The 16,715-nt window shown below is 67.4% G+C and carries 13 protein-coding genes; 11 read left to right on the forward strand and 2 right to left on the reverse strand.

Going from position 1 to position 16,715, the window contains the following annotated elements; genetic code table 11:
- Window positions 1-73: 73 nt before the first annotated feature.
- From AWY79_RS19240 to AWY79_RS03550, 9 genes are all read left to right on the forward strand, one after another.
- Window positions 74-2,209 carry a methyl-accepting chemotaxis protein gene (locus AWY79_RS19240; RefSeq protein WP_078063603.1) on the forward strand — a complete coding sequence of 712 codons (2,136 nt, stop codon included), beginning with the start codon at window positions 74-76 and terminating at the stop codon, window positions 2,207-2,209.
- 155 nt (window positions 2,210-2,364) lie between these two features.
- Window positions 2,365-3,183 carry a bifunctional DNA-formamidopyrimidine glycosylase/DNA-(apurinic or apyrimidinic site) lyase gene (gene mutM / locus AWY79_RS03515; RefSeq protein ID WP_066800346.1) on the forward strand — a complete coding sequence of 273 codons (819 nt, stop codon included), beginning with the start codon at window positions 2,365-2,367 and terminating at the stop codon, window positions 3,181-3,183.
- Between the two features lie 249 nt (window positions 3,184-3,432).
- Entirely contained in the window at window positions 3,433-4,977 is a 1,545-nt protein-coding gene (murJ, locus tag AWY79_RS03520) for a murein biosynthesis integral membrane protein MurJ (protein WP_066800348.1), read from the forward strand.
- On the forward strand, window positions 4,974-5,735 hold the full coding sequence (locus tag AWY79_RS03525) for a tRNA1(Val) (adenine(37)-N6)-methyltransferase (protein WP_066800350.1): 762 nt from the start codon (window positions 4,974-4,976) through the stop codon (window positions 5,733-5,735). The genes murJ and AWY79_RS03525 overlap by 4 nt, the downstream gene beginning before the upstream one ends.
- A complete protein-coding gene (locus tag AWY79_RS18130) occupies window positions 5,735-6,640 on the forward strand; it encodes a C-GCAxxG-C-C family (seleno)protein (RefSeq protein ID WP_078063870.1) in 906 nt (301 codons plus the stop codon). The genes AWY79_RS03525 and AWY79_RS18130 overlap by 1 nt, the downstream gene beginning before the upstream one ends.
- A 3-nt stretch (window positions 6,641-6,643) precedes the next feature.
- Entirely contained in the window at window positions 6,644-8,002 is a 1,359-nt protein-coding gene (locus AWY79_RS03535) for an AAA family ATPase (RefSeq protein ID WP_066800352.1), read from the forward strand.
- A complete protein-coding gene (locus AWY79_RS03540) occupies window positions 7,992-8,951 on the forward strand; it encodes a metallophosphoesterase family protein (RefSeq protein WP_066800354.1) in 960 nt (319 codons plus the stop codon). Before AWY79_RS03535 ends, AWY79_RS03540 begins: the two co-directional genes overlap by 11 nt.
- Before the next feature lie 37 nt (window positions 8,952-8,988).
- Window positions 8,989-9,264 (forward strand): hypothetical protein, encoded by a 276-nt coding sequence (locus tag AWY79_RS03545; protein WP_233490988.1) that lies wholly within the window; start codon window positions 8,989-8,991, stop codon window positions 9,262-9,264.
- Complete coding sequence (locus AWY79_RS03550) at window positions 9,265-9,930, forward strand: ATPase involved in DNA repair-like protein (RefSeq protein ID WP_066800361.1); 666 nt, start codon at window positions 9,265-9,267, stop codon at window positions 9,928-9,930.
- 33 nt (window positions 9,931-9,963) lie between these two features.
- Here the strand turns inward: AWY79_RS03550 and AWY79_RS03555 are convergent, their stop codons facing one another.
- Both AWY79_RS03555 and AWY79_RS03560 read right to left on the reverse strand, forming a co-directional pair.
- Window positions 9,964-10,746: a nitroreductase family protein gene (locus AWY79_RS03555; protein WP_066800364.1), complete on the reverse strand. Its 783-nt coding sequence runs from the start codon at window positions 10,744-10,746 to the stop codon at window positions 9,964-9,966.
- Window positions 10,747-11,162: 416 nt separating this feature from the next.
- Window positions 11,163-12,116, reverse strand: a complete 954-nt coding sequence (locus tag AWY79_RS03560; RefSeq protein WP_066800366.1) for an AEC family transporter — start codon at window positions 12,114-12,116, stop codon at window positions 11,163-11,165.
- Window positions 12,117-12,244: 128 nt separating this feature from the next.
- Here AWY79_RS03560 and AWY79_RS03565 point away from each other — a divergent pair, with 128 nt between their 5' ends.
- Window positions 12,245-13,375 (forward strand): efflux RND transporter periplasmic adaptor subunit, encoded by a 1,131-nt coding sequence (locus AWY79_RS03565; protein WP_066800368.1) that lies wholly within the window; start codon window positions 12,245-12,247, stop codon window positions 13,373-13,375.
- On the forward strand, window positions 13,375-16,653 hold the full coding sequence (locus tag AWY79_RS03570) for an efflux RND transporter permease subunit (RefSeq protein ID WP_066800371.1): 3,279 nt from the start codon (window positions 13,375-13,377) through the stop codon (window positions 16,651-16,653). Before AWY79_RS03565 ends, AWY79_RS03570 begins: the two co-directional genes overlap by 1 nt.
- Window positions 16,654-16,715 lie beyond the last annotated feature (62 nt).

Genomic DNA, 16,715 nt, shown 5'->3' on the forward strand with positions numbered 1-16,715 from the left:
ATGGGCCTTCCCAGGGGCCTGTGCGAGTGGCGACAGTCAATGATTTGGTATTATTGTGATCAAGGGAGATCCCATGCAGTTTAAGTCTATCAAAACGAAGATCGTGGTTATGGCCGGATTGTGCCTGGTGGCAACCGTGCTGGTGCTGATGCTCATTCAGGCCTACACGCAGGGAAAGTCCGAGACCTACGTGACGGCCCAGGTCGGCCAGTTGGTCACGAACCAGACCGAACAGCGCCTGCTCGCCGTGGCCCAGCGCGAAGCGGGCTTCATCCGCTCCAAGCTCGAGATCAATCTCGACCTTGCCCGGACCATCGGCCAGACCTTCAAGGCGTTGCGCGGGAATCCTGCAACGGCGGCCTCGCTGGACATGCGCACGGCCTTCAATGACATCCTGGTCGCCATTCTCAAGGACAACCCCGATTTTCTCGGCACCTACAGCGCCTGGGAACCCAACGCACTGGACGGCAAGGATGCGCAATACGCCGGTGACGAGGCGGACGGATATGACGAGACCGGCCGGTTCGTCCCGTACTGGAACCGCGACAAGAATGGCAACATGGCCCGCCAGGCCCTGGTCGGCTACGAGGACGCGTCAACGCACCCCAACGGCGTGACCAAGGGCGGCTGGTACCTGTTCCCCCGGGAGCGGCGCAAGGATAACATCCAGGACCCCTTCCCGTATATCGTCCAGGGGCGGCAGGAGTGGCTCACCACCATGTCCTCCCCCATCGAGATCGACGGCAAATTTCTGGGCATCGGCGGCGCCGATCTCAGGCTCGACTTCCTTCAGGAGCTGAGCCAGACCGTGGCCAAGTCCCTGTATGGCGGCGCGGCCAAGGTCTGGGTCATCAGTAACATGGGCATCGTCGTGGCCAACAGCGAGAACCCGGACTTTGTGGGCAAGCCGCTCAAGGACGTCTACAAGGGCGACTGGCAGAAGATCGCAAGCAGCACCAAGGACGGTTCCTCCTTCGTGGCCATGGAGGAGGGGGCCGAACTGATCGGCGTCCTCGCCCCGGTGGAGTTGGGCCGGACGGGTACGCCGTGGTCCATCTTCATCGAGGTGGAGCGGGACATCGTGTTTGCAGAAGTGAACCAGCTCGAAGAGTATCTGCATGAGAACGCCCAGCAGAATCTGCTCATCGGCATCGTGGCGAGCCTCATCGCGACCCTGGCCGCCTCCGTGGTCCTCTGGTTCCTGGCGGGCTCCATCGTGGCTCCGGTCCGCAAGGCCATGGCCTTTTCCGAGAAGCTGGCCAAGGGCGATTTCGTGGACAACAGCCTCGACGTGAACCAGAAGGACGAGGTCGGCGTGCTGGCCGCGACCCTGGCCGACATGGCCGAGCAGCTCAAGAAGGTGGTCCTGGAGGTCCAGGACGTGTCCGAAAACGTGGCCTCCGGCAGCGGGGAGCTTTCCTCCTCGGCCCAGATGGTCTCCGAGGGAGCCACCGAGCAGGCGGCCTCCATCGAGGAAGTGACCTCCTCCATGGACGAAATGGCCGCCAATATCGATCAGAACGCCGAAAATTCACAGCAGACGGACACCCTGGCCACCAAGGCCGCCGCCGACGCCCGCGAGTGCGGCGGCGCGGTGGAGATGACGGTGGAGTCCATGCGCAGCATTGCCGAGAAGATATCCATCGTCGAGGAGATCGCGCGGCAGACCAACCTGCTGGCGCTGAACGCCGCCATCGAGGCGGCCCGGGCCGGAGAGCACGGCAAGGGCTTTGCCGTGGTCGCGGCCGAGGTCCGCAAGCTGGCCGAACGCAGCGGCACCGCCGCCGCCGAGATCAGCGAGCTGTCGAGCAGCAGCGTGGACGTGGCCGAGAAGGCGGGCGGCATGCTGGTCCGGCTGGTCCCGGACATCGAGAAGACCGCGGCCCTGGTCCAGGAGATCACCGCCGCGAGCAACGAACAGAACGCCGGAGCGCGGCAGATCAACTCCGCCATCGGCCAGCTGGACACGGTCATTCAGCGCAACGCCTCGGCCTCCGAGGAAATGGCCTCGACCAGCGAGGAGCTGTCGCAGCAGGCAAGGCACCTGCAGGAGGTCATGGCCTTCTTCCACGTGGGCAACACCCGCGCCCAGGCCGCGAGCACCCGCGTGGTGCGGAGCAGGCCCGCCGCCCTGCCCAATGGTAAGGGGGTGTCCCCCCAGGCCATAGGCTACGACGCGGGCGATGCGGGCGAATTCGAGCGGTTCTAGCCCGGCGTCCGAAACAGATGCATGACCGGAGGGGGGAAGTTCGCTTCTCCCCTCCTTTTCTTTTCCCTGGCGCGGGTCCCGCGCTGCTTGCGGAAGGGGTTCCAGACCCCACCCGGTCCTTTTCAGTTCCCCGGTTTTCGGGTACTCACCAAGTCATGCCGGAACTGCCTGAAGTGGAAGTGATTGCGCGCGGTTTGGACGCGACCCTGGCCGGGCGGACCATCGAGTCCGTCACGGTTCCGGGGCTGACGCGGTTGAGCGAGCCCGCCGAATCGCTGGTGCCGAGGGTGGTGGGCCGGACCGTGGTCAGGGTCTATCGCCGCGCCAAGGTCCTGCTCATGGAGCTGGACGACGGGACCACGCTGGCCTTTCATCTGAAGATGACGGGCCGGGTGGTGCACGGTCCCATGCGCGGGCCGGGCAAGCACGACCGGATCCTGTTCGCGCTCGATGACGGTTCGTTGTTGTTCTTTGCGGACATGCGCAAGTTCGGCTATGTGCGGTCCTTTGCGCCGGGCGAGCTGGAGTGCTGGGATTTCCTGGCCAAGGCCGGGCCGGAGCCGCTTGAGACCGCGCCGGAGGTGCTGGCCGAGCGGATCGCGGGCCGACGGTGCGCGATCAAGGCGTTGCTGCTGAACCAGTCCGTGGTGGCCGGGGTGGGCAATATCTATGCGGACGAGTCGCTGTTTCGGGCGTCCGTCAACCCCATGACCAGGGGTGACCGGGTGGGCCGGGACCGGGCGGTGCGGCTGTTTGCGGAGTTGCAGTCCGTGCTTGGGCAGGCCATCGAGGAGAACGGCAGTTCCATCTCGGACTATGTGAACGCGCACGGCGATGCCGGGGCGTTCCAGAACAGCTTCAACGTGTACGGCCGCAAGGGCGAGCCGTGCAAGCGGTGTGGGGAGAAGCTGCAGGCCGTGACCGTGGCCGGGCGGACCTCCACCTTCTGTCCCAAGTGCCAGCGCAAGCGGTGAGGTGGACACCGTTCGCGGGAGTTCGTTGCGGAAAAGGTGGGCAGGTGATGAACATCCGTGATCACGCGGCCGGACCGGGGGCGCGATGTCGGTGGAAAAGGGCCCGCAACGGCAACGATTCAAGGCTGTTCCGTGTGCTGGATAAAAGAGTCAATGAATTCAGTGGTCGCAGTCGTTTTCTCAAGAATTTCTAGATATTGTCTTGTGGAATAAAACAACCATCCGGGGCCGGATTCAGGCGGAGAGAGCGTGACCGAACACGGCAGGAGCATAGCGAGAAACGCGGCGGTGGTGGCCGGGGCGACCCTGATCTCAAGGATATTGGGGTTCGTTAGAGACATCATCGTGGCCTTTGCCCTGGGCGCGGGGTTGTTCGCCGATGCCTTCTTCGTGGCGTTCCGCATTCCGAACCTGCTCAGGCGGCTGTTCGGCGAGGGGTCGCTGACCATGGCCTTCATCCCCATCCACTCGCGCATCCGCGAGGAGGAGGGCGAGGAGGCGGCCCAGGCCATGGCCCGGTCGGCGGCCATCTGGCTGGCCGCGATCCTGATCGGCATCACCGTGGCGGTGGAACTGTTGGCCAGGCCGCTGACCATGGCCATCGCACCGGGATTCCTGGACAACGCCGAGCAGTTCGCGGTGACCGTGGACCTGGTGCGCATCTGCTTCCCCTACGTCATCCTCATCTGCGGGGTGGCGCTGTGCATGGGCATCCTGAACTCCCGCAACCATTTCCTGGCCCCGGCCCTGGCCCCGGTGGCCCTGAACCTGGCGCTCATCGGCGCGGCCCTGTTCGGCTACCTGTTCGGGCTGAACGTGGCCTACTGCATGGCCTACGGGGTGCTCGTGGGCGGCGCGTTCCAGTGGCTGCTCCAGCAGCCGTTCCTGGCCAAGGCCGGGTTCTCCTGGCGCGGGCCGTGGTCCTGGCGCAATGCGGGCGTGGCGCGCATGGGGCTGCTCATGCTGCCCACGGTCTTCGGGGCCGCCGTGTACCAGCTGAACATCCTGCTCGGCACGCTGCTCGCCTCGTTCCTGCCCGTGGGGTCGGTCTCCTATCTGTATTACGCGGACCGGCTGGTCCAGTTCCCGCTGGGCGTGTTCGGCATCGCGGTCTCCACGGCGGCCCTGCCGTCCCTGGCCCGGCTGGCGGCCAAGGGCGAGATGGGCGAGTACGACGAGGCGTTGTCCGCGTCCATGGGGCTGACCCTGTTCATCGCCCTGCCGGCGGCTGCGGGGCTCATCGGCCTGGCCGAGCCGGTCATCGGGCTGCTCTTCCAGCGCGGGGCGTTCACCCCGGAGGCGGTCCGGGCCACGGCGGACGCCCTGGTGGCCTATTCCGTGGGGCTGCCGTTCATCGCCCTGTCGCGCCCCCTGGTGGCCGGGTTCTACGCCCTGGAGGACACCCGCACCCCGGTCAAGATCGCGGTGCTCTGCCTGGTGGCGAACATCGGCCTGGGCGTGCTGCTCATGCGGCCCCTGGCCCACGTGGGGCTGGCCCTGGCCGTGTCCCTGTCCTCCCTGCTCAATTTCGTCTGCCTGCACTGGTTCCTGGCCCGCAGGCGCGGGACCGCCATCCTGCCCGCCGGGGGTTGCCTGAAGATGCTCGTCCTGTCCGCCCTCATCGGCGGCGGGGCTTACGCCAGCGCGGGCTGGGGCTGGTGGTGGGTGGTGCTCATTCCGGCCTGGGTGGCCGTGTATTTTGCCCTGGCCCTGGCCGTGAACCTCAAAGAAGCCCGGCTCTTCGCGGACATGCTCCGGTCCAGGGCGCGGCGCAGGCTCGGGAAGGGGCGATGACCTTCGCGCAACCCCGAACCGTGCGGGAGCGGCGGGAGTATTTCCCGCGCGGCCTGGTCCAGCCCGAGGGGGGCTACCGCTTTTCCCTGGACTCCCTGCTGCTGGCCTGCTTCGCCCGCGCCACGCGCGGACAGATCGGGGCCGACCTGGGGTGCGGCTGCGGGGTCGTGGGACTGGGAATGCTCCTTCGTCAGCCTGACCTGAGGATCACCGGCGTGGAGCTGAACCCCCGTTCCGTCGAGGCGGCGGCAGAAAACGCGGCCAATTTAAATCTTACCGATAAGTTGACGATTGAGGGGGCTGACGTGGCCCTCTGGCGGCCCGGCCGGGTGGTGGATTTCGTGGTCGCCAACCCGCCGTACCGGAAGCTCGGCCAGGGGCGGGCGAGCCGGGGCGAGGACCGCCTGACGGCCCGCTTCGAGGAGTCCGGGACCTTCGCACGGTTCGCCCGGTGCGCGGCGGTGGCCCTCAAGACGCGCGGGCGGTTCTCGGTGGTCCATCTGCCGGAGCGGCTGCCCGAGCTGCTGGCCGAACTGGAGGGGGCCGGGCTGACCCCCAAGCGGATGCGGCTGGTCCATGGCCGCGCGGACCAGGAGGCGCGGATGGTGCTCCTGGAATCGGTCAAGGCTGCGGGCGCTGGGCTGAAGGTCGAGCCGCCCCTGGTATTGCACGAAGGCGAGGGCCGGGACACCCGGCTCACCGGGCAGGCGTTGGCGTTCTGCCCGTATCTGGCCTGTAACCCCAAAGAGGGAGAATGATGGCGAGCGAATTTGTCAGGGACCGGGTCCTGGCGCTGTTCGGGGACAACAAGTTCCTGTGCGCCGAGACCGTGGTCCGGGTGGTGGCCGAGGCGGGCGGCAGGGAATGCGCGGACGTGGTCCGGGCCGCCACCGGGTTTTGCAGCGGCGTGTCGCGCACGCGCGGCCAGTGCGGGGTCGTGACCGGCGCGATCATGGGCATCGGCCTGTACGCCGGGCGCGCGGAGGAGGGCGAGGACCACGAGGTCCCCTACGCCATGGTGCAGGAGTTCCTGGACCGGTTCTACGACCGGTACGGGGCCATCAACTGCTATGACCTCATCGAGTGCGACTTCACCGTGCCGGAGGACAAGGCCCGCTACCGCGAGGAAAACCTGCGGCTGGAGTGCTACCGCATGGCGGTCTTCGCCGCCGAGACCGCCCTTTCCATTCTCCGAGAACACGGCTACCTTGCGGAGGAGGCGGATCACGTCAAGTCGCGCCTGGCGCCCTGCGGCCTGGTCTGCGGCAAATGCGCGGCCTTTGCGGACGGTCCCATCCGGCGTGCGGCCGAGACGCTGCGCCGGGAGCTGGGCGAGAATTTCGCCGAGTACGCCGCCCGGTTCGAGCCCATGAACCCGGTCTTCGTCCACTACCCGGCCTTTGCCGAGCTGCTCGGCTTCCTGGCCCAAGGGTCGTGCACCGGCTGCCGCGAACAGGGCTGCCTGTTTCAGGCCTGCACCATTGCGGACTGCGCGCGCAGCCACGGCGCGGACTACTGTTTCGAGTGTCTGGAGTATCCCTGCGCCGCCCACGGGCTGCCCGGCCCGCTGGCCGAAATCTGGCGGCGCAACAACGACCGGATGCGCGAATGCGGCGCAGCGGCCTGGTATCGGAAAGTGAAGGATAAGCCGAGATACCCTTAGGATATGATTAATAAAATCATCATCGATAACTTCATGGCTCACGAGCACACCGAGCTTGAGCTCGGTCCCGGCGTGACCATTCTCACCGGCTCCAACAACACCGGCAAATCCGCCGTGGTGGAGGCGTTGCGCTGCCTGGCCACCAACCCGGACCGCAACCCGAACCCGTCCCTGTACATCCGCCACGGGGCCAAGGAGGCGCGGGTGGAGGTGGTCCTGGACGACGGCACCCGGGTGGCCTGGGTGCGCGCCAAGCGGTGGGCCAAGTACGAGCTTTGGGCGCCGGGGGCCGAGGAGCCGGAGGAGTACCACAAGCTCCAGCGGCAGGTCCCGGAGGACGTGGCCCGCGTGCTGCGCCTCGACCAGGTGGCCCTGGAGACGCGTAAGGACGGCGTGGACGTGCACATCGGCAACCAGCGCGACCCGGTGTTCCTGCTCAACCAGCCGGACTCGGTCATGGCCGAGTTCTTTGCCGCGTCCACCGAGTCCGCCCATTTGCTGGCCATGCAGAACCTCCTGAAGCTCAAGGAGCGCGACGCCAAGCGCGAGGAGCGCGGGCTGGAGGAGCAGGCGGCCAGGGCCGAAGCGAAGCTGGACCGCCTTGACCCCCTGCCCGCCATCGGGCTGCGCATGGACGTCGCCGGGGATCTGGAACGCGAGGCCGACCGGCTGGAGCGCGAGATCCCGGCCCTGGAGGCGGCGTTGGCCGAGTTCCGCCATCTGACCGGTTCGGTCCGCCGGGCGCGGGCCGCTGGCGCGGTGCTCGAAAAAACCGCCCCGGTCCCGGAGATCGAGGACGTGGCCGGACTCAAGGCGCGCATGGACGCGCTGCAAGGACTTTCCCGGCGCATCGGACGTGCCGTGGACACCGCCGGGGCGCTCTCCGGGCTGAGTGAGCCGCCCGCCGTCGAGGACACCGGCTCCCTTCAGGGCGCGGTCCGGGGACTGGCGGAAACCGGGCGGGTCCTGCGCGGGGCCGAGGTCCGGAGCCGGGCGCTGGCCGGTTTGGCCGAGCCGCCCCAGTGCGAGAACACGGCACGGCTGGCCGCGCTGCTGGACGAGTGGTACGCCCTGCGCGCCCGGGACGCCCGGTTCGCCCGCTTGGACCAACTCCTGCGGTCCGTTGCGGAACCGCCCTCGCCGGAGCCCCTGGACCGGCTCCGCGGTGCCGTGGCCGACATGGACGGCCTGGCCGCGCTCCTCACGGCCCGTCAGGGCGAGCTTTCGGGTTTGGAGGAGGATTTGCGGTCCGTTGTGGACGCCATGGACGAGCGCATCCGGGCGCTCGGCTGCTGCCCCCTGTGCGGGGGCGACCTGACCACCGCCGAATTTCTGGATCACGGGTGCCGCCATGACGCTTGAGCGGGTGCGCGCCAACGGGCTGCTCATGGTCGCGGACCCGCACCTGGCGGACCATCCCCCGGGACAGCGGCTCCAGGGATATCTTGAGCAGATCATGAACAAGCTGGCCGCCTGCCTGGACCGCGCGGACGAGCTGTCCCTGGCCCCGGTGATCCTGGGCGACCTCTTCCACTGGCCGCGCGACAACTCCAACAAGATGCTTGTGGACCTGATCCGGCTGTTCGGGGCCCGAACCGGCGGGCAACGGGTCCGGGTGCTGGTGGGCAACCACGACAAGTACCAGTCCCGGTTCACGGACGACGTGTCCCTTGCGGTCCTGGAGACCGCGGGCGCGGTCGTGCTGATGAAGGAGGACGGCCCGCAGTTCGTGCTGGAGACCCCGGACGGCGACGTTCTGGTCTGCGCCAGCCCGGACGGCTCGCCCCTGCCCAAGGGGTACGAGCGGGCGGAGGGCGACCCGGAGACCGTGATCTGGCTGACCCACCACAACATCCGGTTCCCGGAGTTCATCGACCGCGCCTATTCAATCAAGGAGCTGCCCGGCATCGACTGGGTGGTCAACGGCCACATCCACCGGCCCCAGCCCACGGTGATCAAGGGACAGACCACCTGGGCCAACCCCGGCAACATCACCCGGCTGACCTTCACCCGGCGGTCCATGGTCCGGGAGCCCGCGGCCGCCGTCTGGAAGCCGGGCTGCACGGAGCTGGACAAGTGGGTGGTCCCGCACCTGCCCTTTGACCAGGTCTTTCCTGACCAGGAGCTGCCCCCGGAGGAGCAGGAGCTGGAAGGCGAGTCCAATTTCATCAGGGGGCTGGAGCGGCTGGCCTGGCAGCGGACCCAGGAAGGCACCGGGCTGAAACAATTTCTGACGGACAACCTGAGCAGCGAAACCCCGGAGGGTAAGCTCATCTGGAACTTATACGAGGAGGTCGTGAGCGGTGAATAACAACCCCAACCAAACAGGGACAAGCAGGGATTCCCAGGTGGAACAGGAGCTTAACGAGCTTCGTCGCCAATACGGGCAGCTGCGCGACCGCAAGGTGCGCGCCGAGGAGGCCGTGGCCCAGCTGACCCAGCAGCTGGAGACCCTCAAGAAGCAGGCCGAGGCCGAATACGGGACCAGCGACCTGGCGGAACTTCAACAACTCCTTGAAGAAAAAAGACAGAAAAACGAAGCGGTTGTCACTTCGTACCGCGAGCATATCCAACAGATCCAGGCGGACCTCGCCGGGGTGGAGAACGCGGTGGAGGGCGATTAGGTGTCCCTGTCCGAAGAACTGAAGGAGCTGCGCCGCGCGCGCAGGCAGGCCGAAAACCGGCTGCACCGGCTGTCCGCCCTGGGCGAGCAGCTGCACGCCGAGCACGGCCGGGTGCGGCGGTCGCTCGACGAGGTGCGCGGGTTCCTGGACCTGGCTCCGCGCGCCAGGGATACCCTGGAGGAGCTGTCCACCACCCTGTTCGGGCGCATCCTGGACGAGGTGGAGGCCAACCTGACCCACGCCATCCGCGAGATACTGGGACAGGACCGGGTGGTGGTCACCGAGCGCGAGGTCAAGTCCAACCGGCTCCAGATCCATTTCATGATCCGCAACCAGGGGCGCGAGGACGAGATCGAGGACATCATGACCGGCCAGGGCGGCTCGGTCTGCAACATCCTGTCCGTGGGGCTGCGGCTCATCGCCCTGTCCCAGCTGCCCCGCGAGTCCCATCGGCCCTTCCTGGTCCTGGACGAGCAGGACTGCTGGCTCAAGCCCGGCCTGATCCCCAAATTCATGAAGCTGATCCAGGAGATCGCGGCCCGGCTGGAGCTGCAGCTGCTGGTCATCAGCCACCATCCCCTGGACCTCTTCGCCGGGTCCGCGGACCGCATCTTCGAGCTGGTGCCGGACCGCGAGGCCGGGGCCAGGATCGAGCGCGTCAAGTAGCCCGCCCGATAGCGGCCCGCTCCGTTTTATCTCTTACAGCCAGGTAACCCGCGCCGCGTTCCGGGGCGGAACGAGAAGGTGCTTCAGCCGGGGGTGTCCCAGCATGATCGCGCCGCCCACCTTGTTGCCCGCGGGCACGCCCAGGGCCGGGAGCAGGTCGGGAATCGCCGCGCTCGCGGCGGTCACCAGCCCGGCCCAGCAGGTGCCCAGCCCCATGGTCGCGGCCAGCAGCTCCATGTAGGTCAGGGCGATGGTCCCGTCGATGGCGGTCCAGAGGTAGTCGGCTGGCCCGTGGACAACCGCCAGGGCCGTGGCGTTGCGCAGGATCACGTCCCGTCCCTGCCGGGCCGTCTCCACGTAGTGTGAGCGCGCCGGGTTGCCGCTCATCCACTCGATCGACAGTTCCCGGACGCGGTCAAGCCGTTGCGGGTCCCGGATCATGGTCCAGGACAGTTGCTGGGCGTTGGACGCCGTGGGCGCCCGCCGGGCCGCTTCCAGCAGCCGTTCCAGCTGTTCCCGCGCGATGGGCTTGTTGCGGAAGGCGCGGGCCGAGCGGCGGGAAACGAGCAGGTTCTCCATGGCCTCGGCATCGGGCCGGTCCTCGGGAACGGGGCGATAATCCTCGGCAGGCGTCAACGCGTTGTCCAGGGCGTTGGTGGGGCAGACGGCCACGCAGTGTCCGCAGCGGATGCAGCGGTCGGCGGCCCCGCCGATTTCCTCGGGAACGGCCCCGCCGTCCATCCTGATCAGGTTGACGGGGCAGGCCTGGACGCAGAGTCCGTCCCGGGCGCATTTTCGGGCATCGATGGTGATCATCGAGAACAGTCTCCTGTGTCGGGTTGTTGATTTTCCCCCACCCTAGCACCTGGCGCGCGCAAGGCAAGAAGGCACTAGGCGGTGTCCCGGTTCCCTGCGGGAAACCGTCCCCTGTCGCCGGGAATCGCCGTTCGCCCCTCTGGACAACCCGTCCGGGATGCTTATCTATATAGTGCCGACATTGGCCACAAGGGAGACCTGAAAGGGATCGGCCCATGACATAAAGACGAGCAACCTTAGCGGAGGGTGCGAACCGTTAAACCTCTCAAAGCCATATATCAGCGAATCGAGTCGCGACCCGCAAAACAGTAGTGTGCGCATAGGCCCCGAGGCGTCAGCCAGGGCTTGCCGGGAAACCCGGACAGCGCACTTTTTTTGCGCCCTATTTCCGGGCGGCGGGCTGATCCGGCCCCGGCCTAGTTCAGCGTGGGATTGAAGGCCAGGTACACGGCGAAGACCGCCAGGGACGCCACCGTGTTCACGGTCAGCACGTTGTTCACGTAGCGCCGCTCCTCGTGGTCCTCGGGTTTCATGAACAGGGGGATGATGAACGGCGGGGGCAGGATGAGCATGGTGAACAGCCCGGCCTGGAAGGGGTGGCCCAGGCCGAGCAGGTCGCCCAGGAACAGGCGGTTCAGCAGGAGCGCCAGGGGGATGAGGCAGGCCATGCGGAAGGCCACGGTGCCGACGACGTCCTTGAGGCCGTGGGCCTCCAGCCGGAACCCGTAGCCCACGATGACCAGGATGAGGGGGATGGTCATCCGTCCGAGGATGTCCAGGGTGGCCATGATTCCGCCCAGGACCGGGCCGGTGTACAGGGTCTCCCGCGCGCCGAGCAGGTTCAGGGTCACGCCGAGCAGGATGGCGAGAATGGGCGGGGCCTTGACGAAGGCGGCGGCGAGCCTGAGCGGGTCCCGGACGTTGTCGCGCATGATCAGCAGCACGGACAGGAACGGGAACCAGATGAAGAACTCGTGCCCCAGCCCGATGACCGCGATGTACCCGATGGCCTCCATGCCGTAGGAGGTCCCGAACAGGGACACGCCGAGCATGCCGAACTCGAACCCGGTGACCAGCAGCGGGAAATAGGGGTGGGTGATGCGCAGGACGCGCGCCGTGAGCCTGCCCAGCCCGTACATGAACACGCACAACCCGAAGATGACGGCCATGACCGCCAGGTAGGAGACCTTCAGCTCCAGGTTGAGGAAGGAGGCGAAGAGCACCGAGGGCAGGGCCACGTTCAGGGCCAGCCACTTCAGCCCCTCCACCGTGTGCTCCGAGATGAAGGCGTAGCGCCGCAGCCGGTTGCCGAGAATGATCAGCAGCAGGATGGGCAGGACCTGGTTCAGGGTGTCGGCGAAATGTTCCATGACGTTCTCCGGGCCGGTTGGGGTCGTTTCCCGATACCCTCTTTCGGCCCCTGCGGCAACACGGGCGGGACCGGACCGGGCTACATGAACGTGGCGGACCGGTCCGTTTTCGTGCTATCGATACCGGCATGAGAAAACTCTTCCTGAACATATCGTCACTCGTCACGGTTGCGCTCCTGCTCGCGGGGTGCGGCTCCGAACCCCCGGCCACGGGCGGCAGGGCGTCGAACGTCGAACCGCGGGCCACGGCCCAGGCCGAGCGGACCGTGCTGCCGCGCCTGTACGACGCCGTGGGCACGGTCCAGGCCAAGACCGACATCCGGGTGGAGGCCCAGGTTACGGGCCGGGTGCTGGAAGTCCTGGTCCGGCCCGGCGACAAGGTGGCCAAGGGCGACCGTATGGTGGTCCTGGACAGCCGCGCCTCCCAGACCCGGCTGGAGCGGTCCCGCCAGGCCCAGGCCTCGGCATCGAGCATGACCGCCCAGGCGCGCGACGCCCTGGCCTCGGCCCAGGCCGCCTTCAACAAGGCGGAATCCACCTGGCAGCGCATGAGCCAGTTGTTCGAGCAGAAGGTGGTCACCGCCGAGGAGGTGGAGAAGGCAGAGTCCGCCTATCTCCAGGCCAAGGCCGGGCTGAACCAGGCCGAGCAGGGCGTGGCCGCCGCCGAGGCCCGCGCCCGCGAGGCGGGCAAGGTGGTCCAGGAGGCCGAGATCGACGTGGGCTACACCACCATCACGGCCCAGGAGCCGGGCGAGGTGGCCAAGCGGCTGGCCGAGCCGGGCGACCTGGCGTTCCCCGGCAAGGAGCTGCTCACCCTGCACACCGGCGGGTCCATGCACCTGGAGGCCATGGTCCGCGAATCCCTGATCGGCAGGCTGCGGCTCGGCGACGGGCTGACCGTGTACATCTCTGCGCTGGGCGAAAAGGAACCGCTCTCCGGCGTGGTCGAGGAGATCGAGCCCCTGGCCGACCCCGTGACCCGCACCTTCCTGGTCAAGGTCCGGCTGCCGGAGCGGCCCGGCATCTACCCCGGCATGTTCGGGCGGCTGATGGTCCCCCTGGGCGACAAGGAGGCCGTGCTGGTGCCGCGCGAGGCGGTCCGGCGCGTGGGCCAGCTTGAAACCGTGACCGTCAGGTCCGAGCAGGGCTGGCAGCCGGTCTACGTGCGCACGGGCGAGACCGTGGGCGACAAGGTCGAGATCCTGTCCGGCCTGTCCGGCGGCGAGACCGTGGCCCTGGCCAGTGACGGAGGGAACTGATGCAGCCCGACCCGTCCCGGGTGACCGGGGTCCTGCCCGCGTTCGTCCGCTATTTCCTGACCTCGCAGATGTCCGTCATCCTGGCGCTCGCCTCGCTCCTGGTGGGCGCGGCCGCCATCCTGGTCACCCCGCGCGAGGAAGAGCCGCAGATCGTGGTGCCCATGGCCGACGTCCTGGTCCAGGTGCCGGGCAGCTCCGCCGAAGAGGTGGAGAAGCTCGTGACCACGCCGCTGGAGCGGCTCCTGTGGCAGATCGACGGCGTGGAGTACGTCTATTCCATCTCGTCCAAGGACCGGACCGCCGTGACCGTCCGCTTCTTTGTCGGCGAGGACCGCGAGGACTCGCTCATCAAGCTCCACAACACCATTCTCAAGAACCAGGACCTGGCCCCGGCCATCGTCTCCGGGTGGGTGGTCAAGCCGGTGGAGATCGACGACGTGCCCATCGTCAACCTGACCCTGCACGCCGCGAACGGGTTCGAGGACCGCTATTCCGATTTCGACCTGCGGCGCATGGCCGAGGAGCTGTTCCACCGGCTGGCCGAGGTGGAGGACGTGTCCCGCGTGACCCTGCATTCGGGCCGCCCGCGCGAGGTGCGGGTGGAGGTCCAGCCCGACCGCATGGCCGGGTTCCACGTCTCGCCCCAGGAGATATTCACCGCCCTCAAGGGCGCGGACAGCGCCCTGGCCGCAGGCGCGTTCGTGTCCGGCGACGTCCGGACCCCGGTGGTCAGCCAGTCCTTCCTGCTCTCCGCCGATGACGCCGCGTCCCTGGTGGTGGGCGTGTTCAACGACAAGCCGGTCTACCTGCGCGACGTGGCCGAGATCATCGACGGCCCGGCGGAACCGGAGAGCTATTCGCGCATCGGGTTCTCAGACCTCCACATGACCGGAAGCGGCGCGCAGCCGGAGAACGTCTCCCGGCCCGCCGTGACCATCGGCCTGTCCAAGAAGAAGGGCGTCAACGCCGTGGGCGTGGCCGAAGCGGTCATCGAGCGCGCCCATGAACTCGAACGCGACGCGCTGCCCGAGGGCGTGACCCTGACCGTGACCCGCGACTACGGCCAGACCGCCCACGCCAAGGTCAACGACCTGCTTTCCTCTCTGTTCTTCGCCATCATCACGGTCATCGCGCTGCTCGCCTTCACCCTGGGCTGGCGCGAGGCGCTGGTGGTGGCCCTGGCCGTGCCCATGAGCTTCTCCCTGGCCCTGTTCGTCAACTACCTCATGGGGTACACCATCAACCGCGTGACCCTGTTCGCGCTCATCCTTTCGCTGGGCCTGGTGGTGGACGACCCGATCACCAACGTGGACAACATCCAGCGCCACATCCGCATGGGGCTGCGCGACCCGCTGGAGGCCACCCTGGCCGCCGTCAAGGAGGTCCTGCCCCCGGTGATCCTGTCCACCCTGGCGATCATCGTCTCCTTTGCCCCGCTCTTCTTCATCACCGGCATGATGGGGCCGTACATGGCCCCCATGGCCGCCAACGTGCCGCTGACCGTGTCGTTTTCCACCTTGGCCGCCCTGACCGTGGTGCCGTGGATGGCCTACCTGCTGCTGCGCAATCGCGGGCCGAAGAAGGCGTCCCCCGGCGCCGATTCCGACGCGGCGGAAAAGAAGGTCCCGTCCCGGCTGCTCCGAGCCTACGGCGCGGTCATCACCCCGTTCCTGGAAAGGGCGCGCAACCGCAGGCTCCTGTTCCTCGGCATCCTGGCCGGGCTGGGATTGTGCGCCGGGCTGGTGCTCCTGCGGCTGGTGCCGCTCAAGATGCTGCCCTTCGACAACAAGAACGAATTCCAGATTCTCGTGGACCTGGACGAGGGGACCACCCTGGAGCGGACGGACCGGGCCGTGCGCGAGTTCGAATCCTACCTGCGCACCGTACCGGAGGTGACCGACTTCATCACCTATGCGGGCTCGCCCTCGCCCATGGACTTCAACGGCATGGTCCGCCACTACTACTGGCGCGAACAGCCCAACCTCGCGGACATCCGCGTGAACCTAAAGGACAAGTCCGACCGCGACATGCAGTCCCACGCCATCGTCCTGCGGCTGCGCAACGACCTCCAGGCCATTGCGGACCGCAACCACGTGCGCATGAAGCTCATCGAGACCCCGCCCGGCCCGCCGGTCATCGCGACCCTCACCGCCGAGATATACGGGCAGCCGGGAATGGATTACCGGACGCTTATCGACTCTGCGCGCAAGGTAGAGGATACAATGGGGAAATTGCCGGGTCTGGTGGACCTGGATGACTCCTCCGAAACCGACCGGACCATGTATGACTTCGTGCTCGACAAGGAGAAGGCCGCCCTGCACGGGGTGACCACCGCGGCCGTGGTCGAGACGTTGCGCCTCGCCCTGTCCGGCTCGGTGCCCGCGTCCGTGCACCTGGCCCACGAGCGCCAGCCCCTGCCCGTGCGCGTGGTCCTGCCCGTGCGGCTGCGCACCGGCCCGGACACCCTGGGCGAGCTGCGCATGAAGACCGCGTCCGGGGCCATGGTCCCCCTGGCCGAGCTGGGTTCCTTCCGCGAGGTCCCGGCGGAGCAGCCCATCTATCACAAGAACCTGCGGCGCGTGGCCTACGTCTATGCAGAGACGGCGGGCATCCCGCCGGGCGAGGGGGTCATCGACCTCATGTCCATGCTCAAGAGCGACCCGCTGCCGCCGGGCGTGACCGCCGAATGGGCGGGCGAGGGCGAATGGAAGATCACCCTGGACGTGTTCCGCGACCTCGGCCTGGCCTTCGGGGCCGCGCTCATCGGCATCTTCATCCTGCTGGTGGGCCAGACCGGCTCCTTTGTCATGCCCACCCTGATCATGTCCGCCATCCCGCTGACCCTGCTCGGCATCCTGCCCGGATTCTGGCTGCTCAACGTTGTTGCGGGCGGCACCGTGGGCGGGTTCGGCGACCCGGTCTTCTTCACCGCCACATCCATGATCGGCATGATCGCCCTGGGCGGCATCGTCATCCGCAACTCCCTGGTGCTCATCGAGTTCATCCAGTCCGAGGTGGCCGACGGCAAGCCGCTCAAGGAGGCCATCGTCCAGTCCGGGGCCGTGCGCATGCGGCCCATCGTGCTCACCGCCCTGACCACCGCGCTGGGCGCGTGGCCCATCACCCTGGACCCGATCTTCTCCGGCCTGGCCTGGGCGCTGATCTTCGGGCTGGTGGCCTCCACCCTGTTCACCCTGGTGGTGGTGCCGAGCGGCTACTACGCCCTGTACGGCGGCAAGGAAGAGGGTGCGCAAGGCGAAGCAGCGAAGCGGAACTGATCGGAAGGGAAAGCCTCCGGCGGCCAGAGAACCTTTGAAAAGGTTCTCTGGACTCTCCAAAC

This window comes from Pseudodesulfovibrio indicus (assembly GCF_001563225.1).
Classification (GTDB): Bacteria; Desulfobacterota; Desulfovibrionia; order Desulfovibrionales; family Desulfovibrionaceae; genus Pseudodesulfovibrio; species Pseudodesulfovibrio indicus.

Bases quoted from the DNA above. Each gene is read 5' to 3' on its own strand.
- AWY79_RS19240 (WP_078063603.1), top strand. From the start codon at position 74: ATGCAGTTTAAGTCTATCAAAACGAAGATCGTGGTTATGGCCGGATTG.
- mutM (WP_066800346.1), top strand. From the start codon at position 2,365: ATGCCGGAACTGCCTGAAGTGGAAGTGATTGCGCGCGGTTTGGACGCG.
- AWY79_RS03525 (WP_066800350.1), top strand. From the start codon at position 4,974: ATGACCTTCGCGCAACCCCGAACCGTGCGGGAGCGGCGGGAGTATTTC.
- AWY79_RS18130 (WP_078063870.1), top strand. From the start codon at position 5,735: ATGGCGAGCGAATTTGTCAGGGACCGGGTCCTGGCGCTGTTCGGGGAC.
- AWY79_RS03535 (WP_066800352.1), top strand. From the start codon at position 6,644: ATGATTAATAAAATCATCATCGATAACTTCATGGCTCACGAGCACACC.
- AWY79_RS03540 (WP_066800354.1), top strand. From the start codon at position 7,992: ATGACGCTTGAGCGGGTGCGCGCCAACGGGCTGCTCATGGTCGCGGAC.
- AWY79_RS03555 (WP_066800364.1), bottom strand. From the start codon at position 10,746: ATGATCACCATCGATGCCCGAAAATGCGCCCGGGACGGACTCTGCGTC.
- AWY79_RS03560 (WP_066800366.1), bottom strand. From the start codon at position 12,116: ATGGAACATTTCGCCGACACCCTGAACCAGGTCCTGCCCATCCTGCTG.
- AWY79_RS03565 (WP_066800368.1), top strand. From the start codon at position 12,245: ATGAGAAAACTCTTCCTGAACATATCGTCACTCGTCACGGTTGCGCTC.
- AWY79_RS03570 (WP_066800371.1), top strand. From the start codon at position 13,375: ATGCAGCCCGACCCGTCCCGGGTGACCGGGGTCCTGCCCGCGTTCGTC.